The sequence below is a fragment of the Gemmatimonadaceae bacterium genome, assembly GCA_035533015.1.
Taxonomy (GTDB): domain Bacteria; phylum Gemmatimonadota; class Gemmatimonadetes; order Gemmatimonadales; family Gemmatimonadaceae; genus JAGWRI01.
The window spans coordinates 14,462-39,006 of record DATLUQ010000057.1; the positions used below are offsets into that span (position 1 = coordinate 14,462).

At 68.3% G+C, this 24,545-nt stretch carries 20 protein-coding genes; 11 read left to right on the forward strand and 9 right to left on the reverse strand.

All coding sequences use genetic code 11. The features are described 5' to 3' along the window. Positions 1 to 116 precede the first annotated feature (116 nt). The 7 genes from VNF92_12100 to VNF92_12130 all read left to right on the forward strand — a co-directional run bounded on the left by VNF92_12100 (position 117) and on the right by VNF92_12130 (position 9,471). Positions 117 to 707, forward strand: coding sequence for a DedA family protein (locus VNF92_12100; GenBank protein ID HVA58621.1), 591 nt, complete (start codon positions 117 to 119; stop codon positions 705 to 707). A 102-nt stretch (positions 708 to 809) separates the two neighbouring features. Then, positions 810 to 2,036 carry a hypothetical protein gene (locus VNF92_12105; GenBank protein HVA58622.1) on the forward strand — a complete coding sequence of 409 codons (1,227 nt, stop codon included), beginning with the start codon at positions 810 to 812 and terminating at the stop codon, positions 2,034 to 2,036. 77 nt (positions 2,037 to 2,113) lie between these two features. Further along, positions 2,114 to 4,474 carry a hypothetical protein gene (locus tag VNF92_12110; protein ID HVA58623.1) on the forward strand — a complete coding sequence of 787 codons (2,361 nt, stop codon included), beginning with the start codon at positions 2,114 to 2,116 and terminating at the stop codon, positions 4,472 to 4,474. Between the two features lie 282 nt (positions 4,475 to 4,756). Continuing rightward, on the forward strand, positions 4,757 to 5,998 hold the full coding sequence (locus tag VNF92_12115) for a GGDEF domain-containing protein (GenBank protein HVA58624.1): 1,242 nt from the start codon (positions 4,757 to 4,759) through the stop codon (positions 5,996 to 5,998). 37 nt (positions 5,999 to 6,035) lie between these two features. Further along, a complete protein-coding gene (locus VNF92_12120) occupies positions 6,036 to 7,277 on the forward strand; it encodes an ABC transporter permease (protein HVA58625.1) in 1,242 nt (413 codons plus the stop codon). Positions 7,278 to 7,321: 44 nt separating this feature from the next. Further along, positions 7,322 to 7,912 carry a DNA-3-methyladenine glycosylase I gene (locus tag VNF92_12125; GenBank protein HVA58626.1) on the forward strand — a complete coding sequence of 197 codons (591 nt, stop codon included), beginning with the start codon at positions 7,322 to 7,324 and terminating at the stop codon, positions 7,910 to 7,912. Then, positions 7,909 to 9,471 carry a hypothetical protein gene (locus tag VNF92_12130; protein ID HVA58627.1) on the forward strand — a complete coding sequence of 521 codons (1,563 nt, stop codon included), beginning with the start codon at positions 7,909 to 7,911 and terminating at the stop codon, positions 9,469 to 9,471. The genes VNF92_12125 and VNF92_12130 overlap by 4 nt, the downstream gene beginning before the upstream one ends. On the opposite strand, the gene VNF92_12135 is transcribed toward VNF92_12130, so the two are convergent. Further along, on the reverse strand, positions 9,457 to 11,091 hold the full coding sequence (locus tag VNF92_12135; protein HVA58628.1) for an O-antigen ligase family protein: 1,635 nt from the start codon (positions 11,089 to 11,091) through the stop codon (positions 9,457 to 9,459). The two genes, VNF92_12130 and VNF92_12135, sit on opposite strands and share 15 nt — an antisense overlap. A gap of 92 nt (positions 11,092 to 11,183) precedes the next feature. Here VNF92_12135 and VNF92_12140 point away from each other — a divergent pair, with 92 nt between their 5' ends. Continuing rightward, the gene (locus VNF92_12140) at positions 11,184 to 12,329 is read left to right on the forward strand and encodes a P1 family peptidase (GenBank protein ID HVA58629.1); all 1,146 of its coding nucleotides are present in this window, start codon (positions 11,184 to 11,186) and stop codon (positions 12,327 to 12,329) included. A 36-nt stretch (positions 12,330 to 12,365) separates the two neighbouring features. Here the strand turns inward: VNF92_12140 and VNF92_12145 are convergent, their stop codons facing one another. Further along, the gene (locus VNF92_12145; protein HVA58630.1) at positions 12,366 to 12,785 is read right to left on the reverse strand and encodes a hypothetical protein; all 420 of its coding nucleotides are present in this window, start codon (positions 12,783 to 12,785) and stop codon (positions 12,366 to 12,368) included. Positions 12,786 to 12,966: 181 nt separating this feature from the next. On the opposite strand from VNF92_12145, the gene VNF92_12150 reads away from it, so the two are divergent. Next, positions 12,967 to 13,368, forward strand: a complete 402-nt coding sequence (locus tag VNF92_12150) for a hypothetical protein (GenBank protein ID HVA58631.1) — start codon at positions 12,967 to 12,969, stop codon at positions 13,366 to 13,368. A gap of 19 nt (positions 13,369 to 13,387) precedes the next feature. Beyond that, positions 13,388 to 14,821 (forward strand): pyridoxal-dependent decarboxylase, encoded by a 1,434-nt coding sequence (locus tag VNF92_12155; protein ID HVA58632.1) that lies wholly within the window; start codon positions 13,388 to 13,390, stop codon positions 14,819 to 14,821. A gap of 58 nt (positions 14,822 to 14,879) precedes the next feature. Here VNF92_12155 and VNF92_12160 read toward each other — a convergent pair whose 3' ends face one another. The 7 genes from VNF92_12160 to VNF92_12190 form a co-directional block, all read right to left on the reverse strand. Next, on the reverse strand, positions 14,880 to 16,187 hold the full coding sequence (locus tag VNF92_12160; GenBank protein ID HVA58633.1) for an ATP-binding protein: 1,308 nt from the start codon (positions 16,185 to 16,187) through the stop codon (positions 14,880 to 14,882). A 9-nt stretch (positions 16,188 to 16,196) separates the two neighbouring features. Beyond that, entirely contained in the window at positions 16,197 to 17,561 is a 1,365-nt protein-coding gene (locus VNF92_12165) for a sigma-54 dependent transcriptional regulator (protein HVA58634.1), read from the reverse strand. Between the two features lie 164 nt (positions 17,562 to 17,725). Continuing rightward, positions 17,726 to 20,107, reverse strand: coding sequence for an ABC transporter permease (locus VNF92_12170; GenBank protein HVA58635.1), 2,382 nt, complete (start codon positions 20,105 to 20,107; stop codon positions 17,726 to 17,728). Between the two features lie 40 nt (positions 20,108 to 20,147). Next, on the reverse strand, positions 20,148 to 20,807 hold the full coding sequence (locus tag VNF92_12175; GenBank protein ID HVA58636.1) for an ABC transporter ATP-binding protein: 660 nt from the start codon (positions 20,805 to 20,807) through the stop codon (positions 20,148 to 20,150). Positions 20,808 to 20,820: 13 nt separating this feature from the next. Further along, complete coding sequence (locus VNF92_12180; protein HVA58637.1) at positions 20,821 to 21,531, reverse strand: ABC transporter ATP-binding protein; 711 nt, start codon at positions 21,529 to 21,531, stop codon at positions 20,821 to 20,823. A 48-nt stretch (positions 21,532 to 21,579) separates the two neighbouring features. Next, complete coding sequence (locus VNF92_12185; protein ID HVA58638.1) at positions 21,580 to 22,848, reverse strand: HlyD family efflux transporter periplasmic adaptor subunit; 1,269 nt, start codon at positions 22,846 to 22,848, stop codon at positions 21,580 to 21,582. A 247-nt stretch (positions 22,849 to 23,095) separates the two neighbouring features. Continuing rightward, the gene (locus VNF92_12190) at positions 23,096 to 23,728 is read right to left on the reverse strand and encodes a hypothetical protein (protein HVA58639.1); all 633 of its coding nucleotides are present in this window, start codon (positions 23,726 to 23,728) and stop codon (positions 23,096 to 23,098) included. Between the two features lie 140 nt (positions 23,729 to 23,868). On the opposite strand from VNF92_12190, the gene VNF92_12195 reads away from it, so the two are divergent. Continuing rightward, positions 23,869 to 24,402 carry a DUF4440 domain-containing protein gene (locus tag VNF92_12195; GenBank protein HVA58640.1) on the forward strand — a complete coding sequence of 178 codons (534 nt, stop codon included), beginning with the start codon at positions 23,869 to 23,871 and terminating at the stop codon, positions 24,400 to 24,402. Positions 24,403 to 24,545: the final 143 nt, after the last annotated feature.

The window sequence follows — 24,545 nt, forward strand, 5'->3', positions numbered from 1 at the left end:
CACCGCCGCGGGCCCCCAGAGGATAGATTGGAGGTTCGACGTCCGGCCAGACCCACCGTTCCCCCTGTACCGGAGGACCGATCATCGTCCCCCTCCTGCTCCAAGCGTTGTCGCAGTTGAGCGATTCGTCCACGCATCTGCAACGGCTGTGGGCCTACATCACGCTCGGAACCACGAGCATCATCACCGAAGAGACCTCGCCGATGATCGGCGGGCTGGCGGTGCACAACCATCACCTACGGTTTTCGCTCGTCGTGCTCTGGGTGGCCGCCGGCGTATGGGGCGCCGACATCGTGCTGTACTACCTGGGCCGGTGGCGCGGCCGCTGGTTACGGCAACGGTGGCCGGTGTTGCGCGGCGTGATTCTCCGCGCGCTGCGCGTGGTGCGACGGCATCCGTGGCGGTCGTCCCTGGCCGTGCGGTTCGCGTACGGACTTCGCTTCACCTTGCCGATCGCGTGCGGGGCGGCGCGGCTGCCCGTGGCCCTCTATCTGATCGGCAGCGCGATCAGTGCGTTCCTCTGGGCGCTGGCGTTCACCTCCATGGGATGGATGGTGGGGCGTACGACCCGCGCCCTCGGCTGGCATCCCCGGGTGCACGAACTGCCCTTCATGGTCGGGCTGGTGGTGGTCGGGATCGCGGTGTACTTCATCGCCCGTCGTCGGCACCTGGAAGATCGGACCGTTGAAATGCTCGACGCTGAATAGGAGCGGCTGACAACCGACGCGAATATGCGCGATGACCCCGGGGACCCTCGAGGCACTACGAACGGCGGACGCGATACCGGCCCATCCATCTCACTCGGGCAATTGCGCGAGGCGGTGACGCGGGGCGTGATCTCGGCGGAGCAGCTGCGGATGATCCGCGAGCTGCCGGAGCCGGGCGATGAGCGGGCGGGCGGGACGGCGCGCGAGGTGCGGCGCGGTCTCAATGCCGTGACCATCGCGTACTACATGGGCGCGGCCGCCGTGGTGTTCGCCTTCGGATGGTTCATCATCGACCGGTGGAAGCCGCTCGGGGCAGGCGGCGTGCTGGTCGTCTCGCTTGTCTACGCGCTCGTGTTCGGCATCACCTCGCGGACCCTCACCCGGTTCGGATTCGCGACCGCAGCGGCACTGGCCGCACTGCTCACCGTGGTCATGATGCCGCTGGTCGCCTGGGCACTGCTCAGCCTGGCCGGTTGGTGGTACGAGCCCCGTATCGCGCCCGGCATGGCGCCGTTCGCCGCGTGGACCGACGTGCTGGAAAGCCTGCGGTGGATTCCGCTGGAGTTGACGGCGGCCCTTGCCGCGCTCATCGCGCTCCGGCGGGTGCAGTTCGCCGTGCTCGCGATCCCGGTAGCGATGGCGCTTCCGTTGGTGGTAGTGCACGCGATGCCGCTGTTGCTCGACCCCGAAATCGTGTCGGAGATGACGGCGTGGGGGTTGCTCGTCGCCGCCGCCGCGGTGATCGCTGCCGGCTATGTGGCGGACCGGCGCACGAGCGATGGCGAAGACTATGCGCGGTGGGTGTATCTCACCGGGCTCATCACGCTGGCGGTCGGTGTACTGTCGGCGTGGGAATACGCCGGGTACCTGCGGCACGCGCTTCCGATGCTCGCGGTCGCGCTGTTCGCGCTCGCGCTCTATCTGCGTCGCTCGATATTCCTGGTATTCGGCGGGCTGGGGTTCGTCGGGTACCTCGCCTATCTCGCGTTCGACGTCTTCGGCAAGGCGATGAGCTTTCCCGTGCTCCTCGCCACCTTCGGCACCGGCATCATCCTGATCACCGTGTTGCTGCAGCGGCGCTACCCGTCATTGGCGCGGCAAGTCGAGGCGCAGCAGCATGGCCGACGGCGGGTTCCTCATGCACCGCTGGTGTTTGGCGCGGCCATGGTCGTCCTGCTCGGCGTGTTCGCGGGCCGACTCGACGGCGCCCGCGACCGTGCCCGGGCCCAATGGACGCGGATCAGGGCCACGCAGCTGGAAATGCACAAGCGTCGGAAGATGCTGACGCCCGGTCCCGCCAGTCGACCGGCAGCGAGGGACCGGAACTAGCGGCGGGCCGCCCTCCTCCCGTGAAACACGACCGGCGGAGGGTCCGTAGGGAGCGACGGATCCTCTAGCCCATTCCGATGTTCGCTCTCGTCGCCGCGGCCGCATTGGCATTCCAGGTGCAGGTCCAGACCGCCAAGGACACGGTCGCAAAGAAGGACGTCAACATCAGCATTGGCGTCGGCGCGGAGGCCCACGGCGGCGCGCCGCGCCGCATTCCACTCACGCCGGAGCTGCTGCGTACGGCGTTCCACGACTCGGCGGCCCGCACGCTGCTGCTGCGGGCTCGCGCGGCGCGACTCCGGCAGGATTCGGCGCTTGTGGCCTACGACGCGATGTCGTACCAGCGCATCTCGGCGGGGCTCGGCATCGGGGCATTCGGCCGCGACCGGTTGATGTTCCGGCGCGAGGACGTGGCGCGGGTCCGCTGGCAGCGCGGCGTGGGTGCGTGGGTGGAGCTCAAAGGCGCGCGCACCGCCATTCCCATCGCGCCGGCCGACGCTCAGGACTCGGCCGGTCGCGACATGAACTTCGACGACGACGCGGCCATCCCGTACTTCCCGGGGTACGAGTCGCTCTGGATCGGCGGCGGCGTGGCCAAGGCGCAGGTTGATGAGCGCGAGATCGTCCATCCGCTCGCCGAGGGCGCCGAGGCGTACTACACGTACGCAACGGGGGACTCGATGAGTCTCCGCCTGCCCGACGGCGCGGCGATCCATCTGCGCGAACTCAAGGTGCGCCCCCGCCAGCCGAGGTGGAACGTGGTGGTCGGTTCGCTCTGGTTCGACGTGGCCACGGGCCAGCTGGTACGTGCCGCGTTCCGGCTCGCCGTGCCCATGGACATCTGGGCAGTGGCCGACGAGGAGGCCAACCAAGCGGGCGATAGCGCTGGCACGGAGCCCGTTCCCGCCTGGGTTAAAGGGATGCTATCGCCGATGAAGGCCGAGGTGACGGCGGTGGCCATCGAATACGGACTCTACAATGGCCGGTTCTGGCTGCCGCGGCTGCAGAGCGCCGAGGGCGACGCACAGGTCAGCTTCATGCGCGTACCGTTCAGTGTGGAGCAGAGCTACACCTATTCGTCGGTCAACGGGCGCGACTCATTGCCGCACATTGCCGTGGCGTCGGCCGCGATTCCGGATTCGCTGCCAGAGGCGGTCAAGGATTCGATCCGCGAGGCGCGGCGCGACGCGCGACGCGCCGCGCGGGATTCGGTTCGGCGGGGCCTCAAACCGCCGCCCGTGGCGGTGTGTGACACGGGCAAGGTCTACACGCGCACGTCCTACCGCTACAACGACGCGCGGCTCCCGGTGGCGTACCAGGTGCCGTGTGATCAGGCGCAACTGGCCTCGTCTCCGCTGCTGCCGAAATCCATCTACGATCCGGGCGAGGCGATCTTCGGGTCCGAGGAACGCGACGCGCTCATCGCCCAGGCCCTCTCTCTCTCGGCGCAGGCGCAGTTCGGCCCCCTGCCGCCCACGTTCCACACCGGCCTCGACATGATGCGGTTCAACCGGATCGAAGGACTCTCGTTCGGCGGCCGTGTGGACGAGCAGTTCGGGGCCGGCTACGCGGGGTCGCTCCTCGGGCGCATTGGCATCGCCGATCGCGAGCCGAACGTGGAACTGAACGTCGCGCGAAGCAATGGTGCGCAAACCATCGGCGTCACCGCGTACAACCGGCTCGTGGCCGCGGGTGATTGGGGGAACCCCCTGAGTTTTGGCAGCTCGGTTTCGGCGCTGTTGTTCGGACGCGACGAAGGCTTCTACTATCGCGCGTCGGGCGTGGAGCTCACCGGCACGAACACCCGCGGGCTCAACTACGACTGGCGGTTGTTCGCCGAGGGCGAACGCAGCGCGGCGGTGGAGAACCAATGGTCGCTTGGCGCTCGGTTCATGCCGAATATCGTGGCGCGCCGCGGGACGTACGCCGGCGGCGCGCTGCACGTCCGCGGCAGCTACGGCGAGGACCCGGGGGGCTTCCGCGTGCTATCCGATCTCCGGCTCGAGGCGGCGGGGGGTGATTCGACCTACGGACGCGGGTCGGCGGAGTTCACCGTCTCCGATGGGTTCGGGCCGCTCGCCGGCGCGGTCACGCTCTCCGGCGGAAGTTCGGTTGGGGCGCTACCCGCGCAGCGGCTCTGGTACCTGGGCGGTGCGCAGACCGTGCGCGGCCAGCGCCCCGACACGCTGCAGCGTGGCAATGCCTACTGGCTCACACGCACCGAACTCGGGTTCAACCGCACGGGGGTGCGGCCGACCGTGTTCGGCGACCTGGGGTGGGCCGGCGATCGCACGAGGGTCAGCGACGTGGGGCGCCCGATGAGCGGCGTGGGCGCGGGCCTGAGTTTTCTGGATGGCCTGTTCCGGTTCGACGTTGCGCGCGGCCTGTACCCGCGCAAGGAGTGGCGGCTGGACCTGTACGTCGAAGCGCGTTTCTAGCGGTTTCGCGGCCCTTTCCGCGCCGTGTGGAGCTCCCGGTTCCTGGTTCCACGGGGGCTGACGACGGGGGCGTCCGCCTCTTGCGAATCGACGAAATTGGGGCAATCCGCAAGAGCCCGGGGCGAGACGGGTGCCCCCGAGTCCGGTTAACCGATTGATCAGGCACCCTTTGTGCACCACTTTGGTGGTGGCACGATGATCGCATCGGTAACCCACCGTGAACCCGCGCGCACGAACGCCGCGGGTGTATGGCCGAAGCCGGCCCTCGCTCCCCCTCGTCACGTGAACCAAGATCCGGAAGTCCGTGCCCGCTTCTTTGCCGAGACCCTGCGATGGCAGAGCCGCATCCGGCTGGGTGTCGCGCTGGTGGTGGGCGTGGCGGCGTTCCTGCTGTTGCAGACCGGGACCACGGGGCGTTCGGTGGACCCCCTCGTCGGCGCGCTCCTCGCGTACGGGGTGATCGTCGGCGCGGTCGTGGTCGTGGCGGGGAGGCGCGGGAGCGTGGGCAGCTGGGCGGTGACGGCGACCGTCGTCGCCGACATCGGCTATCTGTTCGCGGTGACGCTGCTCGTGTCGGCTCCAGCATATTATCAAAGAATATTGATACTCTCGTTCGTCACGCTGCACCTCGCCGATCTCTACTTCGGCCGGGGGCAGGCGGTGGTGGCCCTGGTCACCGTGGTGCTGGGCTACCTGGTGCTGGTGTCGGTGGCGATTGCCGGTCACGCCCCGCTCGCGTGGTCCGAGGAGCTGTGGTCGGTGGCGGCATTCACGGTCGTGGCGGCCGCCTTCCTCCTCCAGTATGGCGACTGGAATCGGCGGCTCGGCGCGATCGTGCGACTGCTCGAGCGGGTCGAGGAGGGCGAGTTTGCGGCTCCGTACGACATCGAAGCCGACCTGCATCCCGATGCGGTCACGATGGTCGGCGCGGCCTACAACCGGGTGCGCGAACAGATATCGAGCATGGTGCTCACCGACGTGCTCACCGGCTGTCTGAACCGCCGCGGATTCGAGCAGGAACTGGCCCGCGAGATCGCGCGCGCGACCCGTGCCGGCAGTGAGTTCTCGCTCCTTGGCCTCGACCTCGACTACTTCAAGACGGTGAACGATACGTGCGGACACCTGGCCGGCGATGCCGTGCTGCGCGAGGTCGGGGCCCTGCTCAAGCACTCGCGACGAGCCGGCGACGTGGTGGCCCGGACGGGGGGCGAGGAATTCTCGATGATTCTTCCCGACACATCGGCGGTCGGGGCGCACCAGGTGGCGTCGCGGCTCTGCGAGGCCGTGCGCGCGCACGAGTTCCTGGCCACGCAAAAGCCCCTCCGGCTCTCCGTGAGCATTGGCGTGGTCTCCTCAGGCACCGACCTCCACGACGAGGTCGTGGAGGAGGTCAAACGGCGTGCCGACGACGCGCTGTACCACGCCAAACGGAGCGGTCGTAACTGCGTGTGCGCCTGGACGCCGGCGCTGGCCAGCCGCCCATTGGGACGCAGCACCGAATCCTTGCGCGTGATCGGTTCGTAGGGCTGGGCACCCTTCTGCGCCCTCCATTCCGGCGGCCATGGCTTCTCCCTCCCTGACATCCACGCGCGTGGGTTTCGCCGCCCTGCGCGCGAATCCGCTCCGAACGTTCCTGTCGACGCTCGGTGTGATCATGGGCGTGGCGGCGCTGGTCTCCGTGTTGTCGCTGGGCGACGGTATGGAACACTTCGCGCGTACACAGATCGACCGAACCTCCGACCTGCAATTCATCCAGGTGAATCCGGTGACCACGCGTGAGGTGGATGGGCAGTCGTTTCCCCGCCCCGACGTGCGCCTGTTCACCGTGGACGACGTCGCCGGTCTCCAGTCGCGGTTAGCAGTGCCGGCGCAGGTGACGGTGGTCGTGCGGGCAGGGGCGCTCGTGTCGCGCCCACCCGGTCGTCCGCGGGGAGTCGTCGTGTTCGGCGCGACGCCGGCCCTGGCCGCGATGCGCGGGCTCCATGCGCGGGCCGGCCGGTTCTTCGACGAGGCCGAGACGCGCGCCGGCGCACCGGTCGTGGTGCTGTCGAACGCACTGGCCGCAGCGCTCGCTGCACCGGCGGCGGGGGTGTCGCTCGTCGATTCCACGGTGCTCGTGCAGGGCCAACCGCGGCGGGTGGTGGGAGTGCTGGCACCGGGCCAGGACTCCACCGCGCTGCAGGCATTCGTGCCCATCACGGGAGCGGTCGCGGCGATGCTTCCATCGACGACGGTGCGGGCGCCGATGTTGCTCATCCACGTGGATAGTGTAAACCAGGTGGACTCGGCGCGGGCGGTGGTGGAACGGTGGCTGGCTGCCGGCGACCCGGCGTGGAAGGACCGGGTGCGCGTGGTCACCAACGAATACCGGCTGGGCCAGGTGCAGCAGGGTCTGCTGCTGTTCAAGCTGCTGATGGGTGCGCTCACCGGGATCTCCCTGCTCGTGGGCGGCATCGGCATCATGAACGTGCTGCTGGCGAGCGTGGCCGAGCGGACGCGGGAGATCGGCATCCGGCGCGCGGCCGGCGCGCGCCGGCGGGAGATCATGACCCAGTTCCTCGCCGAGTCGGTGGCCATCACCAGCACCGGTGCCGTGGTCGGTGCGGTGTTCGGGGTGGCGGCGGCGTACACGGTTACGGCCGTCATGCGCGCGCGCACACGGGCGACCGTGTACGCGGGGCTCTCGTGGAGCACGCTGGCCGTGGCCGCGCTCGCCGCGCTCGTCGTAGGCATCGGATTCGGACTGTATCCGGCCCTCAAGGCGGCCCGGCTGTCACCCATCGACGCCATTCGGCACGAATAGCGCGCCGTTTACTTTCTCATGTGGCGGGCACAGGTTGTACGCCGATGCCCTCCGCCCCCTCGCCCGGTTCGTTGTCATCGCTCACGCGCTGCGCGTGGGCGACCACGCCGCTCGGGATCGCGTACCACGACGCGGAATGGGGAGTGCCCGTGCATGACGACCGGATCCTGTTCGAATTCCTGGTGCTCGAGGGCGCGCAGGCAGGCCTGAGTTGGGAGACGATCCTGCGCAAGCGCGAAGCATACCGCGCTTCGTTCGCTCAGTTCGATGCGGCGACGGTTGCCCGATTCACACCCGCCCGAGTGGAACGGCTGCTGGGCAACCCCGGGATCGTGCGCAACCGGCTGAAGATCGAGAGCACCGTGTCGAACGCCCGGGCGCTGCTCGCCGTGCAACGCGAATTCGGGAGTTTCGATGCCTACGTCTGGCGATTCGTCGAAGGAACACCCATCGTGAACCGGCGCCGCTCCATACGCGACGTGCCCGCCCGTACCGCTCGGTCGGATGCCCTGAGCCGGGACCTCAAGGCGCGCGGCTTCCGATTCGTGGGCTCCACGATCTGCTACGCGTTCATGCAGGCCGTCGGCCTCGTGAACGACCACCTCGTCACCTGCTTCCGGTATTCGTCCACGTGACCGACAGCGACCGGATCGTGATTCCCGCGGAGACCACGGTGGCGATCATCGCGCTCATCGTCGGGGTGATCACGCTGAACTACCTGCCCGTAGGCGGGTTCTACGACGACGGCCTCTACACGATCCTCGCCAAATCGCTGGCCACGGGGCAGGGCTACCGGTTCCTCAATCTGCCGGGCATGCCAGCGGCGGTGCACTATCCGCCAGGCTACCCCCTGATGCTCGCGCTGTTCTGGAAGATCGCCCCGGCGTTTCCGGCCAATCTCGTCTGGTTCAAGCTGCTCAATGTGGTGCTGCTGGGGGTGATCGCGTGGGTGACGTGTCGGTACGCCGTCCGCGTGCTCATGCTCTCCCCGGGCACGGCATTTCTGGGCACGCTCCTCGGCACGGTGACGATTCCGATCCTCGTACTCACGAACATGCTGGTGTCGGAGCCGTTCTTCCTCGCGCTGTTGATCCCGGCGTTGATTCTGGGCGAGGAGATGGCGCGGCACGAGCCGGAGCGGCGTGAAGCCGTGTGGCTGGGATTCCTGAGCGGTGCCGTGGTGATGGTCCGCTCGATCGGTGTCATGCTTATCATCGCCGTGGTGGTCGTCTGGCTGGCCAAGCGGGCGCGCCGCGCCGTCGCCTGGTATCTCGGCGCCGCGTTGTTCGTGATGTCGCCCTGGCTGCTGTACTCCGCGCTGCACGCCCACGATGTGCCGCCGGTGCTCCAGGGTGCCTACGGCAGCTACACGGGTTGGTTCATGGGGGGGCTCCACGCCGGAGGGCTGCCGTTTCTCGTGGCGACGATACGCGTGAACGTGCATCGGCTGGGCGTAGGCGTGGCCACGTCGTTCGAGTACGCGCCGTCCGCGGCGATTGCCGCGATCACGATGCTCGCGCTGACCTTCATGTTCGGCTACGGAGCGTGGCGCGCCCGCCGCCGCGCGCCGGTGACCCTGGTGTTCCTGGCGCTCTACCTGGGACTGGTGATCGCCTGGCCCGACCAGCCGCTGCGGTTCGCGTGGGCGGTCTGGCCGGTGCTCATGGTGATGCTGCTCGTGCCGCTGGAAGCATTACGGTCGCCGGCCGCGCCGCGGTCGCTGCGCATCGGCATTGGAGTAGCGGCCCTGTGCCTCGTACCCGGCATGTTGCGCTACAACGTGCGTGGATATGCCGGCAGCTGGTGGGCGAACATTCCCCGGACGATGACCGATCGCGCGCAGCCGGCGATTCGCTGGGTGCGCGTACACACGCGTCGTGGAGATGTCGTGGCTGCCGAGTCCGAGCCGATGGTCTATCTGTACGCGGAGCGCGAAGCGGTGCCGGTGGCGACGTTCACGGCCTTGCAGTACCTGCGCAATCGGACGTCGCAGGAAAACGCCGAAGACCTGCGTCAGATCATACAGGCGTCGCAAGCACGCTACGTGCTCGTGCAGTCGCCGGGCGAACTCGATGCGGCACGGACGCTGGCCGCGCAGCCGGGTGCGAACCCAGAGCTCACACTGACCGACAGCACGGGCGGTCTGTACGTGTTCGCGGTGGGGGTTCCGCGTGCCGATTCAACGCATCACTGAGCGCCGGCATTCGGCGAGCAGCCGGCGCGGCGCCGGCGCGTACGGAAACAGGGCCAGCGCCGCGGTCGCGTGGCTGCGCGCGAGGTCGCAGCGTCCGCGGGCCTGCGCCGCCTCGGCCAACCGCATCCAGATCCGGTAGCTGCCAGGATCCTCGTGCGCGGCCGCCGTCAGCGCGCCGTGCTCATACTGGCGCATCGCGTCGAGCATGCCCGCGCTACGGACCGACGCGGCGACGCCCGCCAGCACGAGGCACGACAGGAGCGCCGCGCGCATGCGGCCCGATACGGCCAGGGACCGCCGTTCCGGCGGGCTGCGGAGCGCACCGAATGCCGCGAACGCGATCAGCGCCGGCGCGGGCAGCAAGAGCACGGCATCGAACATACCCACGATGCCGGTAGCGATCACGGCGCCGGCCAACGCGAGCCCCCGGAGATACCCTTCGAGGTCGCGTGCACGGAACATCTGTCGGCCGGCGTCGGCGAGCAACCCTAGCAGGGCGAGCGCCAGCAGCGCCACCGCCGGGATCCCGCGCTCCGAGATGAACGCCATCCAGTCGCTGCTCGGCCACGGATTCGCAGTCATCCCCGTTTCGTCGTCGAGCGACGGATCGCTGCGCTTCACGATCGCCGGATACTCCACCGCCCAATTGCCCGGACCCACACCCAGCAAGGGGTGATGCAGCGCCAGTTTGAGCGTGTTCGTGTACTGCACCAGGCGGCCCCGGCCACTTCCCTGGGAGAAGTCGGCCATGTTCTTCACGGAATCGAGATAGGGCGACTTGCTCCGCCACGACAGCGAATTGGGCAGGAACACCGCGGCGGTTACACTGCCCGCAACAACGATTGCGATCAGCGCCAGGCGGCGCCGCATGCCGGTCACCTGCCACCGCGCGCGGGCGCGCCACACGCCGGGCAGGAGCACGATCACGCACGCCGCCAAGGCGATCCACGCCGCGCGCGTACGCGACAATACCAGCACCCCGGACACGAGGGCCAGCGCGAGCGTGGCCATCACGCTGGAGAACCGCCGCCGCGCCCCGACCGCCGCCACGACCAGCAGTGGCGCGGCGATCGCGGCGAGATGGGCCACGAAGTTCCGGTTGCCGAGTGTCCCGCCGGGCGCGCGGTTGGCGCTGAAAAACGTCGAATCCACGCCGTATGCCTGGAGCAGCGACGTCGCCGCCACCATGAGCACCGTCAGCACGAGCGCGCCCACCACAGCCCGTTCGCGCGCCGGCTGCCCGGCAGCGATCGCGGTGGCACTCCAGAACACCACGAGGCTCGACCAGGTAACGGCCAACGACCGTTCGGCGAGCCAATGATTGGTCGTGAAGACCGCCGACACCGCGCTCAGGGCCAGAAAGAGCGCGAGCAACAGGTCCACGCCGGAATACCCCAGGCGCCGGCGTCGCCAGAGGGCCAGCGGCCCCAGGCAGAGCGCCGCGAGATGCAGCGCCAGTTCCTTGGGCACGAAGAACCGGTCGAGGTCGAACGACTTGTACGGGGACGCGACCAGCCCCACTGCGAGCGCGCCCAGTCCGATCAGGACGATGGCAGCCCGAGCGGCAGACGGCGCACCGGAGTCCGGGGACGAAGGGAGGGTGGAGGTCGTGGATGCCATGGCATGGCCGCGCCGGCGTTCTGCGGCGGACTTCATCAAAGTACATTGGACCGGGGCGGGCCGCACGGCCGCGCCACACTCGGAGGGACTTCATGGCCATTGTGCGATCGGTGTCCATCGTTGCCGCGCTGCTGCCGCTGGCCGCGGCCGCCCTCGGGGCGCAGACCCAGACCCCACGGCGGGCGCGCCAGCTCGGGATCGCGCCTGGCATCTTCCGGCCGGGCGCGAACAATGCCATCACCGACGTGGGCGGCGTGCTCGTGGGGCAGGCCACGGTGGACGACGGCGACTCGATCCACACCGGCGTCACGGCCATCCTGCCGCACGCCGGCAACGTGTTCACTGCCCGCGTGCCCGCGGCGATCGTGGTCGGCAACGGGTTCGGCAAGCTGCTCGGCGTGACCCAGGTGGATGAACTGGGGGAACTCGAGACGCCCATCCTGCTCACCTGCACGCTGTGCGTCTGGCGCGCCGCGGATGCGATGGTGGCCTGGCTGCTCGCACAACCCGGCATGGAGAGCGTACGCTCCATCAACCCCGTGGTGGGGGAAACGAACGACGGCACGCTCAACGCGATCCGGTCGCGGCCCATCGCACCGGCCGACGTGGTGAAAGCGCTGGAGTCGGCGCGGAGCGGACCGGTGGACGAGGGGAGCGTCGGCGCCGGACGTGGGACAATCGCTTTTGGGTGGAAGGGCGGTATCGGCACCGCGTCGCGCGTATTACCCCATTCGCTGGGCGGCTGGACCGTGGGCGTCCTCGTGCAGACCAACTACGGCGGCATTCTCCAAGTGGACGGTGCGCCGGTGGGGCGCGAACTCGGCCAGTACTCGTTCAAGCACGACGTGGACGACCAGAGCGCCAACGGGTCGTGCATGATCGTCGTGGCCACCGATGCGCCGGTCCTCGACCGGAATCTGCGCCGGCTGGCCAGCCGGGCCATCATGGGTTTGGCGCGCACCGGGTCGTTCGCCTCGAACGGTTCGGGCGACTACGTGATCGCCTTTTCCGCGGACTCCGTGCTCCGCCGCGGCGCCGACCAACGGCGGCCCGACGTGACGGAGTTGACCAACGAGGAGATGTCGCCGCTGTTCGAAGCCGTCGTCGAAGCCACGGAGGAGGCGGTCTACAATTCGCTGTTCATGGCCACGCCGGTCACGAATTCCCAGGGCCGGACGATCGAGCCGGTACCCATTGACCGCGTGCAGGCAATCCTCAAGAAGTACGGACACCAATAGCTGACAGGTCGGACCTCGAGGCCGCGGGCCGCCGGTTCAGAGACACTTGAAGACGTTCGGGTTTGCGCCGAATTGCAGAGTGAACGTCTGAGGCGGCACCGAGTCGCCTGTCACGGTCATCGTGAAGGACAACGTGCGTCCATCGGTGTGGCCGGTGTAGCGGGCCGCAAATTTTGGCAGGAGCGAGTCGTTGGCCGGGACCGGTCCGGCTTCCCGGATATATAGGCCCGGGAGATCGAAGTCTCCGCGCGAGTCCAGCACCATCGGCACACTGATGCGGCCGGCGCCGCAGTCGTACTCGATCTCGGCACCACTGTCCGATACGACCATGCCGGCGTGTGGGCCACCCCAGTTCCCCAGGGGCACCCGGCTGGGAAATCCGGTTGCGCAGGCAGCGGTCACGGCCGAGCCCGCGAGCACGGCGATCCAAGCGATACGAGCACGCAGCGGGAACATGCCAGATAATACGCCGGAGCGGCGGCCGAAGTTCAGTAACGGCCGCTTCGTCACGCCGTCTCCTGGCGGAGCGCCGCACTTGCCCATAGGCACGGGGCGGGTTCCGTGACATATTCGAAGCGGCGCCCCCGGTGCATTCCGGGGCCGACCACCGCGGTTCCCCACAGCTCGAGCCACACTCATGACGTCGCATTCACCGGAAGATCTCTTTCGCGCGGAAAAGGAGCGCTCGCAGAGCGAGCGCGGGTCGACGCACGCACAATTGCTGGCCGAGGCAAAGGCGGCATTCGACAAGCTGATGGCCGAGGGGCAGGCGGCGCGCAAGAGCGGCCGCCCGCGCAAGAACCCGCCTCCTCCACTCCTGGCGGCCGTGCCCGCAGTCGCCGTTGGAAAGAAGCCGGTGGCCGCCAACGCACTCAAGAAGCGCGCGGCGAAGGCACCGGCCAAGAAGCCCGCAAGACCGGCCAAGAAATCGGCACCCAAGAAGGCAGCCAAGAAGTCCGCGGCCCGGAAGCCAGCCAAGAAGCACGCGGCCAAGAAGGCCGCGCCGAGGAAGCCGGGGAACCACGGCAAGCGGCGCTGATGCGCCGGAACGTCTCGCGGTGAGGTCGTCTCCTCTCGATCTGGACGAGGAGACGATGCGCCGGCTGGGCCGTCAGGTGACCGACCTGGTGGCCGGCCATCTGGCAGCGGTGCGCGCCGAGCCGGTTCAGCACCCGCTCGGTCGTGCCCAGGCCCGCCCGCTCGTCGCGCTTGCGGCTCGCGCGCCCGAGCTGGCAACGCCGTTCGAGGACATTCTCGCCGTGCTCCGGGACCGGGTGTTCCCCTACCACGCGCGCGAGCCGCATCCGCGGTTCATGGGGTACGTGCCGAGTAGTCCGACCTTTCCGGCGGTGCTCGGCGACTGGATCGCCACCGGCTACAACTTCTTCGCCGGCGTGTGGTCGGTGGCGGCCGGGCCCAACGAGGTCGAACTCACGGTACTCGAGTGGTTCCGGCAGTGGCTCGGCATGCCGGCGGGGGCGAGCGGGCTGCTGACGTCGGGCGGCTCCAACGCCACGCTCACCGCCGTGGTAGCGGCCCGGCACGCCGCGCTCGGCGAGCGCACGGAAGGGCTTCCCCGCCTCGTCATGTACTGCTCCGACCAGGCGCACTCATCGGTGGCGCGGGCGGCATGGATCGCCGGCATTCCGCGTGGCAACGTGCGAGCCGTGGAGAGCGATGCCCGATTCCGGTTGCGCGTCGACGTGTTGAACGCGGCCATCGCGCGAGACCGGGCGGCGGGACTGCAACCGTTCCTCGTTGTCGGAAACGGCGGCGCGACGAACACGGGTGCCGTGGACCCGCTTCGCGAGATCGCGGACGTGGCCGCACGCGAGAAGCTCTGGTACCACATCGACGCCGCCTATGCGGGATTCGCCGTGCTCACCGAGCGCGGCCGCGCGCTCCTGGGCGGAATCGAGACGGCCGACAGCGTCACGCTCGATCCACATAAATGGTTGTACGTGCCGTTCGAGTGCGGATGCCTGATGGTGCGCGAGCCGCGCAAGCTCGCGGCGGCGTTTCACGTGCTGCCCGAATACCTGAAGGACGTCGAGGCGCGCAATGAGGACGTGAACTTCGCCGACTATGGCGAGCAACTCACGCGGTATTCGCGCGCGTTCAAGGTCTGGGTGTCCGTGAACTATTTCGGACTGGGGGCGATCCGCGGGGCGATCGAGCGGTGCATGCAACTTGCCGATCTCGCCGAACGACTGGTGCGCGACGCGCCGGACCTCGAGGTGCTCTCGCCGGCGCAGTTCGGGGTCGTGTGCTTCCGGGTGCACCCACCGGGGGTGAATGATCCGGTGGCCCTGGACGCGCTCAACGAGCGGGTGAATGCGGCGGTGAACGGCAGCGGCGAGGTGCTGATGTCGTCCACGAGGCTGCGCGGCGTCTATTCGCTCCGGCTGTGCATCCTGAACTTTCGGACGACGGAAGACGATGTGGCGGCGGTGATCGGAATGGTGCGGTCGGAAACGCTGAAGACCACCTGACCTCAGGCCCGGCGCGGTGCGCGGACAGCGAAGCGCCGACCGCAACCGCTCCACCGCCTCAACACGGGAGTATCAGCCGTGCCTCGCACCCGTGCCCATCCGTCCGGTCGACGAGCGTCAACGATCCACCGTGCGCCTCGGCGATCTGCTGTGACAGCACCAGCCCGATCCCGGTTCCGCCGGGCTTCGTGGTGAAGAACGGCACGAACAGATTGGTCGTATGCGGCAGTCCCGGACCGTCGTCCTGCACCACGACTTCGAAGTGGGCGCGCTCGCGGGACCAGGTGACCCGCACGCCCCCGCTGGTCTCGAGGGCGGCGTCCACCGCGTTGCGCACGAGATTGATGAGCAGTTGATCGAGCTGATCGCCGTCGGCGAGCAGCGTGACCGGCGGACCCGGGATGATCTCCACAGACAGTCGCGTCTCGAGCTGCACGATGCGATTGACCCAGGCGCCCACGCTGATCGGGGCCAGCCGTGGGGCCGGGAGTTTGGCCAGCTTGGTGTACGAGGCGAGGAAACGGGTGAGCGCCTCCGACCGGTTGGCGATCACCCCCATCCCGCGCTGCATGTCCTCCCGCGCCGCGGCGTCTGGCGCTCGCCGTCGCAGCATCTCCTGGAATTGCTCGGCGAGGGACTTGATGGGGGTGATCGAGTTGTTGATCTCGTGGCCCAGTACGCGCACCAGCCGCTGCCAGGCCTTGCGCTCTTCCTCGCGCAGCGCGCGGCTCACGTCAGCGAGCACCACGAATTGGTGGGGGCGGCCGCCCTGGCGGAAGGCGCCGCGCCGTACCTCCCACCGGCCGCGTTGAGCGCCGAGCGCCAGTTCCACGACACGCGGTGCGTCGCCGCGCAGACACTCGCCCAGTCCGAGTTCCTCGGCCCGCCGCCCGAGCAACCGTTCTGGGGGTTGGCCGAGCAGCCGTTCGCCGCTCGCGTTCACCACGCGGAGGGCGCCGGCATCGTCGAACGCGAACACGGCTACGTCGATCTCGGCCATCACGCGTTGGAGCAGGGCGGTGGCTTCGAGCGCTCCCAGGCGGCGCTCGCGCAGCTCATCCATCAGCGAATTCAACTCGAGCATGGCGAGACCCAGGGCGTCGCCCGTGCTGGCCCGCCGGCCACGCAGGGAGTAGTCCTGCTCGCGAATGGCGGCCAGCATGTTGGACAGCGTCTGGAGGGGACGCACGACGCGTTCGCGGAGCGTGAACGCGAGCGAGAGCCAGAGCGCTACGAGCAGGACGGTGAGCGACCACTGGGTGCGCGGCTCGAACCCGCCCGTCCAGAGCAGCGTGAGCGCGATGGCCAGCGCCGGGAGCGGCGAGGCCAGCGCGAGGATCGTGACCTGGCGTTCGTGCGACGCCATTAGTAAATACTAGAGATTGTGGCGCTGCAGACGCCGGTAGAGCGCGCTGCGCGAGAGGCCGAGTGCCTTGGCGGCGAGGCTGACGTTGCCTTCGTACCGCGCCATCGCCTTGCCGATCAGCACCCGCTCCACGTCCTCGAGGCTCATCTCTTCGAGAGCGGGGGCCGCGGTGCCGACCGCCTGCAGCGCGAGGTCGCCCTCCCGCAGCGCATCGTGCTGAGCGAGCAGCGTGGCCCGCTCCACGGCGTGCGCCAGTTCCCGCACGTTGCCCGGCCAGCCGTAGCGGAGCAGCGCCTGCATGGCCTCGGGACTGAACGCCGATACCGGACGCCGGTAATGGGCCGAGAATTGGCGCAGGAAATGCGTCGCGAGGAGCGGGATGTCGTCCCGGCGCTCGCGCAGCGGCGGAAGGTGAAGCTCCACCGTATTGAGTCGGAAGAACAGATCCTCGCGGAACCGGCCCGCCGCCACCTCGGTGCGGAGGTCGGCGTTCGTGGCGGCGAGAATGCGCACGTCCACGCGGCGCGTCTTGGACGAGCCGACGCGCTCCATCTGTCCCGTCTGCAGCACGCGCAGCAGCTTGGCCTGTTGGGCGAGCGAGAGATTGGCGATCTCGTCCAGGAACAGCGTGCCGCCGTCGGCCAATTCGAACCGCCCCATGCGGTCGGCCTTGGCGTCGGTGAACGAGCCCTTCACGTGCCCGAACATCTCGCTCTCGAACACGCCTTCGGAGAGGCCGCCCAAATTGACCGTGACCATGGCCCGCACGCGGCGTGGCGATGCGGCGTGCAGCCAGGCGGCCACCACCTCCTTGCCCGTGCCGTGTTCGCCGGTGATCAGGGCGCCGGCGTCGGAAGGGCCGATGCGCTCCATGAGCCGCAGCACCGGCTGCATGGCCGCCGATTGGGCGATGAGTTCTGGCGCACCGTCGGGGCGGAGCGCGCGATTCTCGCTCTCCAGCCGCTGGCTTGTGCGGATGGCGCGGCTCAATTCCACCTGGGTGGCGAGTACGTGGAGTAGCCGTGCGTTGTTCCACGGCTTCTCGATGTAGTCGCGGGCTCCTCGGCGCAGTGCCTCCACCGCGCCCTCAATGCTTCCCCAAGCCGTCATCACGATCACCGGCAGCGTGGCGTCCAGCGCCTGAAGGCGTGTGAGCAGGTCGAGCCCTTCCACACCCCCGGTCGTATCGCGCGTGTAGTTCATGTCCATGAGCACGGCGTCGAAGTCCTGCGTGGTCACGCCGGCGATCAGGGCCCCCGGAGACACAGCGGTGTCGACCTCATACTCTTCGCCGCGCAGCAGCAGCCGCAGGGCTTCGAGGACGTCGCGGTCATCGTCGGCGACGAGGATTCTGGCGGCAGCGGGCGCAGTCATGGGGGAAACGTTACGCGAAAGGCGCCGCGCGGGCCACGTCGGCTCCTGCGACCGTGGCGGCAGCTCGGATGGGCGGGGCTTCAACGACTTTGACGCGGATTCGAACGGAGAGAACTGAGGCGGAACGGACTGATTTGAGGGGGGAACAACGGAAACCGCGCGTTTCACTCGTACCGCAGGGCGACCATCGGATCCACGCGCGTCGCCCGGCGGGCGGGGAGATAGCACGCGGCGAGCGCCACGGCGATGAGCGTGGCTGACACGCCGGCGAACGTGGGCAGATCGTGCGGCGTCACGCCGAACAGCATCCCCGCCAGGAATCGCGACAGCGCGAGCGAGAGCGCGATGCCGCAGACCGTGCCCAGCAGTGCGAGCCCCATCCCCTCGCGCAACACGAACCCCAACACCCGGCGCCGGTCGGCGCCGAGTGCCATGCGAATGCCCAGCTCCTGTGTGCGCTGCGCGACCTGATAGGCCATCACGCCGTACAGCCCCACCGCCGCGAGCACCAGCGCGAGGGCAGCGAACGCGTCGATCACGACCGAGTTGAAACGCCGCGGGGCGACGAACTGATCGAGCTGGTCCTGCATCGGTGCGACGGAAGCGCCGAGCTGGAGCGGATCGTATCCGGCGATCATGTGCCGGATCGCGGCCAGCAGGGGAGCGGCGTTGCCCGAGTACCGCACGGCGACCACGTAGGGCGACGTCGATGCCTGCGTGATCGGTGCGTAGATCTGTGGGAGGCGGGGCTGGGTGGAGCCGGGCAGTTGCAGATTCTCGGCGATCCCGACGATCGTCGCATTACCCCGCCGGTCGCCGATGAACACTGTCTTCCCGATCGCTGGCTTCCCCGAATAGAGCGCCTCGGCGGCGGCCTCGCTCACCACCGCCACGCGCTCGCTCCCCGCCTGATCGCGTGCATCAATGAGCCGGCCGGCCACGAGCTTCGACCCGAACGCCTTCATGAAACCGGCGCTCACGTGCTCGAGCGCGATGGGCGGGCCAGTGGTCTGCGTGCCCGGACGAAAGCTGCGGATCGTCGCGTGGTACCCGTCGATCCCGGCAGCGTCGGCGTACCCGACAGACGTGACGCCGGGCAGTGCCGCGATCTCCTCAGCCGTGCGGTCGAAGAACCGCGTCGCCAGCGACTCCGTCGGAAACGCCTTGCTGGTCAGGTACAACTCGAGTTCGAGCGCATGCGCCGGCTGGAACCCAACATCCACCGACACCGCCCGCTCGAAGCTGCGCGTGAGCAGGCCGGCGCCCGTGAGCACGACCAGAGCGATGGTCAGCTCCGTGACCACCAGCGCCCGGCGGATACGCCGCTGCGTCGTGGTTCCGGTGCTCCGCACGCCGCCCTCCTTGAGCGCACGGTACGTATTCCTTCCCGTTGTCGCAACGGCCGGAATCAAACCGAACGCCACTCCCGTCAGAATCGACAGCGCGGCGGTGAATGCCAGCACCGTGCCGTTCACGTGAATGTCGCCCACGCGCGACATGCTGGCTGGGCCGATCCGCAGGAAGAAGTCCAGGGTCCACAGCGGAACGAGCAAGCCGAGCGCGCCGCCTGCGACGCTCACGACGACGCTCTCCCAGAGGAGCTGGCGGGCCAGCCGCCAGCGCGAGGCGCCGAGCGCCACCCGCACCGCGAACTCGCGCTGCCGCGCCGCACCGCGCGCGAGCAGCAGGTTCGCCACGTTGGCGCAGGCAATGAGCAACAGGAACGCCACCGCGCCGAGCAGCATGAGCAGGGCGGGGCGCATCTCGCCGTACAGGCGGTCGTGCAGCGTCATCAGCACCGGCGAGCGGGGACTCTCCAGCGGCGCCCCCTTGGCGACTGGCTCGACCGGCATGTGCGCGAGAATGCCTGCGACCTCCGATCGTGCGGCGGCGATCGAGACGCCCGCCCTGAGCCGGCCCACGATCTGGACGTAGTACGTCGAGCCATTGTCCGGCGTCGAGTCCATCTGGATCGGCACCCAGAACCACGCATTCCTCGGCGCCTGGAACCCGCGGGGCATGACGCCGAGCACTGCCACCGGGCGGTCGTCGAGTCGGATCGTGCGGCCGACGATGGACGGGTCGGCGCCGAGCCGCCGCCACAGCGAATCCGAAAGCACGACCACATCCGGCCCGCCGTCCACGTCCTCGTCTTGGCGGAATGTGCGGCCCAAAGCCGGCCGCGCCTCGAACACCGAGAAGAACGACGCCGCAACGCTCTGCCCGCCCATGCGATCGGGCGACTCGCCGAGGCTGACCACGCGGCTCGTCCCGCCGTACATCGCCAGCGCAGCGACTGCGGAAGCGTGGCGCCAGGCATAGTAGTCGCGCACCCGGGCCACCTGCTGATCGTGGCCGTCCTGGCGCTCGGAGATCGACACGATCCGCCCGGCATCCGGATACGACAGCGGGCGGAGCAGCACCGCGTTCACGATCGTGAACAGCGTGGTCGTCGCGCCGATGCTGAGGGCCAAGGTGACGATCGCCACCGCCGCGAACAGCGGACGTTTGCGGAGCGAGCGAAGCGCGAGGCGCAGGTCGTTCATCCAATCGCTCCTTCCGGCGGGCGTCCCGCCGGGATGCCGCTCACACGATCCACCCGTCCTTCAGATTGATGATCCGGTTGCCGTACCCCGCGTTCACCTCTGAATGCGTCACCTGGATGATGGTCGTGCCGCCCTTGTTGAGCCGGGCAAACAGTTCCATGATCTCGGCACCCTGGGCCGAGTGGAGATTGCCCGTGGGCTCGTCGGCGAGCAGGATGGACGGCTTGTGGATCACCGACCGCGCCACCGCCACGAGCTGCTGCTGGCCGCCCGAGAGCTGTCGCGGATAGAGGTCCTTCTTGGCCACCATCCCGAACCGGTCGAGCGTATCGGCCACGATCGCCTGCCGCTCCGACTTCTTGATGTCGCGGTACGACAGCGGAATGTCGAGATTCTCGGCCACCGTGAGATCGTCCAGCAGGTGGTACTGCTGGAACACGAATCCCACGTACTGTTTGTGCAGCGCCACCCGCTTCCTGGTGTCCAGCTTGTGCACGGCGTGGTCGAACAGGTAGTACTCGCCGCTCCACGCACCGTCGAGCATGCCGAGAATGGCGAGCAGGGTGGACTTCCCGGCGCCCGACGGCCCCATGATGGTCACGAACTCGCCGGCGTTGATCTCGGCCGTGATCTGGCGCAGCACGAACGACTGCCCGCCGGCGATGGGATAGCTCTTCTCGACGTTACGCAGGGAGATCATGAACCGGACCGCATCAGGCGTGCGCCGGCGCGGTCGGCTGCTCGTCCACCACGCGGCCGTCGAACAGATTGACGGAGCGATCGGCGTGCGCCGCGTAGCGGGGATCGTGCGTCACCATGCAGATCGTGGCGCCGTTGCGGTGCAGCTCGCGGAGCAGATCCATGACCTGCTCGCCGTTGGCCGAGTCGAGGTTCCCGGTCGGCTCGTCGGCGAGGAGGATGGCCGGGTCGCCGGCCACGGCCCGCGCTACGGCCACGCGTTGCTGCTGGCCGCCGGAGAGCTGGGCCGGAAAGTGCTTCACGCGGTGCGACATGCCCACGCGATCGAGCGCCCCGTGCACGCGCTCCTTGCGCTCGGCGGCGCTCATGCCGCGGTAGGTGAGCGGGAGCTCCACATTCTCATATACCGTGAGGTCGCCGATCAGGTTGAATGCCTGGAAGATGAACCCGATCTGGCGGTTGCGCACCCGGGCCCGGTCGCCGGCGTCGAGGCCCGCCACGGGGCGGCCGTCCAGCAGGTACTCGCCGTCGGAGGGCGTGTCGAGCAACCCGAGGATCGAGAGCAACGTGGTCTTTCCGCATCCCGAGGGCCCGGAGATGGCGATGTACTCGCCTTGCTTGATCTCGAGGTGCACGTCGGCCAGCGCGTGTGTCTCCACCTCGTCGGTGTAGAACACTTTCTTGATACCCTGGAGCTGGATGAGCGCCTGCCCATTCGTTGCCATGATCCTCTCCGATTGATGGACGTCGTGCCGTGCCGCGCGGCCGCGCGGTTACTGCCCCACGCGGCATCGCGGGCTGCATTTCACCCGGTCCACCGCATCCCACTGCGACATGTCCGACAGGATCACCGTATCGCCCACGGCGAGCCCGCGCTTGATCTCCACCGTGCTCACCGAACTCCGGCCCAGTTCCACCTGAACCCGCGAGGCGTAGCTGCCGCCGTCGGTCACCTTGAACAGCCCCACCGTGCCCGAGCCCGCGCCATACCCCGGCCGGCCCGTAAACAACACATTGGTCAACTTCTCGATCGTAATGGTTCCGTCCACGCTCAGATCGGGCACGGCACCCGCCGGCAGCGCGCCGTCCAGCGCGACGTCCACCGTCACGGTACCATTCTGCGACGTCGGATCCTTTCGCGCTACGTGCCCGGGAATCACCCCGTTATGGGTATCGACCTGCGCCTTCTGTCCTACGGCCACATCCTTGGCCTGGGTTTCGGGAATCCGCAACACCGCCTTGAGCTTGCCAGGCTGTACCACCTTGGCCACCAGTTGCCCCTCGGTCACCCACTGGCCGAGCTCCAGTGTCTGGTCCTCCTGGAGCACGCCGGTGTCGCCGGCCCGCAGCATGAGCCCCTTGCGCTTGTTCTCCTGCGCCTCGGCCATCGTCCGGAGGAACTGCACCTGCGAACGCTGGGCGGCAATCTGCGAGTCGGCCTGCTGCCGCATGATCTGCAGCCGCTGCTGCTCGATCTTCATCCGACTCGCAAGCTCGTCCACCGACTGGCGGTTCTGCGCGACATCGTTGGCGGCGGCCAGGTGCCGCACGGCCAGCGAGTCCGTGGATCGCGCCGTGTTCGCCGCGGTGAGGTACTGCGTCTTGAGGCTGGCGATGGTGTTCTCTTCCGTGAGTTGGGCGCCGATCAGATCGCTCTGCATCTGGATCAGTTGCGACCGCGCCTGCGCCCACGCCTGCTGCGCCGAGAGTGCGGCGATCTCCACGTCGGGATTCGACATTTCGATAAGGACGGTGTTCGAATCCACCCGCTCACCAGGCTCGACGACGAGTCGGTCGATGCGCCCCGTAGCCGCCGCCGTGACCTGCCGGATGTGCTCGGGCACGAGATTGCCGGGGCCGCGCACCTCGAGCACCATGTCGCCCCGGCGCACGGTATCGGTCCACAAGGTGCCGCCGTCCACCGTCGGCGCCGCGGGCTTGAGACGCGAGAGCGCCACGGTGATCACGATGACCGCCACGACGCCGGCTCCATACGCCACGTACTTCTTCGTGTTCTTCTGCTTCGGGCGGGCAATGTCCACGCGATTCCTCGTCGGGGGAAGTCAACACCGTTCCCTCCCTCGTGTTGGCAAGGCCCATGCCAGATCGCATACGAGCCAAGTGCTTTGGTGCTGGATGGTTAGACCCGCGGCGGGGCCGGATGGTTTGAACGGCTTGTGCGGATGTGGGACTGTGCGTCCCACTTCCGGACACCGGTGAGCACCGCCTCTGCGTGGACTACGAGTGGGCCGGCGAGGGAGTGTCAGCCGGTCCCGGCCCGCGACGGCCTCAGTGGAAGATCACGCCGCCGGGACGGACTACCGGAAACCGCGATCCACCCATGCCGCCGGGCATCGGGATGTACACACCGGGAAACCGGCCGCGGCCGCCATGCGGTTCGCAGTTGTCGCCGCCCACTTCTCCACCGCGAATCACGGCGCCCAGGATCGGGCCGAAGCCTCCCCATCCCGATCCAGCTCGCCCTTGGTTCCCGGCGCCAGCGCCGAATCCGGGTTCGGTGGGCGCCGAACCTGGGCGCGGCGCGGTGGCCACGGGATCCTGATTCGGAATCGGCGCCGGCGCCGCGGCCACGGTCTGCACCTGCGGAACGGTCTGGTTGGCCGCAACCTGCGGAATGCGAGAGGCCTTGAGATCCGGCGCGTTCGACGCCAGCGCCTTGGGGCCGCGTGCCTTCACGAGATGCGCGGATTGCCGCGGCGCGCTCTCGGGTTGCGTTTCGAGCGCGTCGAAGTTGGCCGGGTTGACCTGCGGCGTAGCCAGGTTCATGGTCGTCGTGGACGCGAGCTTCAAATCACGCTGCAGGTCCACGTCGTTGGCCGAGACGGCGCGGCTGTTGTGTCCACACGCCGCAGCGGCGATGGCGATGGGGACCGCAACGACGATCAATGAACGGTTTCGCACAGCGCCTCCCGGCATCCGGCCCGGCCGGGCCGCAATGGTGTATACAATGATGCCCGCCGAAAGTTCTTGCAAGCGCGGCGCCGAATGTAAAGCTTCGATCGGTACGGTTAAGCACAAAATCTGCGAACTGATCATCTCCCATGGCCCACTCTCTTGCTCTGCGAGCACTCCTCGTTGCCTGCGCACTCACCGCTGCCTGTACGAGTCCGCCTCCGGAGCGTTCGGGGCTGACCCATGCGCAGGCCGAGGCGATCCGGGAGCAGATCCGCGACGAGGTCACGAAAGCGTACGATCTCTCGCAGCCCGACGTTGCCGATCGCATGCTCAGTCTCTATCCCGATTCGGGACGTATCATATCCGCGTCGGGCGGGGAGATCCTGACCACGCGCGATTCGCTCGCCGCCGGCATCCACTTCTTCTGGGACAACGTCGGCCGGTACATGCAGCATCCCACGTGGGTCTGGAAGCAGATGATCATCGACGTGCTCTCTCCGAACGCCGCGGTGATGACGGCGACGTACCACATTCCTCATCACACACCGGCGGGGAAACCGCATGACATCGGGGGCGCGTGGACCGCGGTCTTCGTACGTGAAGGACCGAAGTGGGTGATCATCCAGGAGCATCTGTCCGATCTTCCGGCGGCGGATACGACGAGGAATCAGCGGGAGTGAACACTGCAGGGTCGGAGTGAGCAGCACACGGAGATGGGCCGGGTGTCGGAGTTCCCCCTTTGCCCCGGTTCCAGCATGTGTGGTAAGATCTCCGTGGATGGCCTTTCGTCCGCTGCCGTTCCCCCCAACATCCTCCCCCATGC

Coding starts and splice junctions, on each gene's coding strand:
- VNF92_12150 (HVA58631.1), top strand. CDS start 12,967: ATGACGTCGCATTCACCGGAAGATCTCTTTCGCGCGGAAAAGGAGCGC.
- VNF92_12135 (HVA58628.1), bottom strand. CDS start 11,091: ATGGCATCCACGACCTCCACCCTCCCTTCGTCCCCGGACTCCGGTGCG.
- VNF92_12160 (HVA58633.1), bottom strand. CDS start 16,187: ATGGCGTCGCACGAACGCCAGGTCACGATCCTCGCGCTGGCCTCGCCG.
- VNF92_12180 (HVA58637.1), bottom strand. CDS start 21,531: ATGGCAACGAATGGGCAGGCGCTCATCCAGCTCCAGGGTATCAAGAAA.
- VNF92_12165 (HVA58634.1), bottom strand. CDS start 17,561: ATGACTGCGCCCGCTGCCGCCAGAATCCTCGTCGCCGACGATGACCGC.
- VNF92_12175 (HVA58636.1), bottom strand. CDS start 20,807: ATGATCTCCCTGCGTAACGTCGAGAAGAGCTATCCCATCGCCGGCGGG.
- VNF92_12170 (HVA58635.1), bottom strand. CDS start 20,107: ATGAACGACCTGCGCCTCGCGCTTCGCTCGCTCCGCAAACGTCCGCTG.
- VNF92_12110 (HVA58623.1), top strand. CDS start 2,114: ATGTTCGCTCTCGTCGCCGCGGCCGCATTGGCATTCCAGGTGCAGGTC.
- VNF92_12195 (HVA58640.1), top strand. CDS start 23,869: ATGGCCCACTCTCTTGCTCTGCGAGCACTCCTCGTTGCCTGCGCACTC.
- VNF92_12140 (HVA58629.1), top strand. CDS start 11,184: ATGGCCATTGTGCGATCGGTGTCCATCGTTGCCGCGCTGCTGCCGCTG.
- VNF92_12145 (HVA58630.1), bottom strand. CDS start 12,785: ATGTTCCCGCTGCGTGCTCGTATCGCTTGGATCGCCGTGCTCGCGGGC.
- VNF92_12120 (HVA58625.1), top strand. CDS start 6,036: ATGGCTTCTCCCTCCCTGACATCCACGCGCGTGGGTTTCGCCGCCCTG.
- VNF92_12125 (HVA58626.1), top strand. CDS start 7,322: ATGCCCTCCGCCCCCTCGCCCGGTTCGTTGTCATCGCTCACGCGCTGC.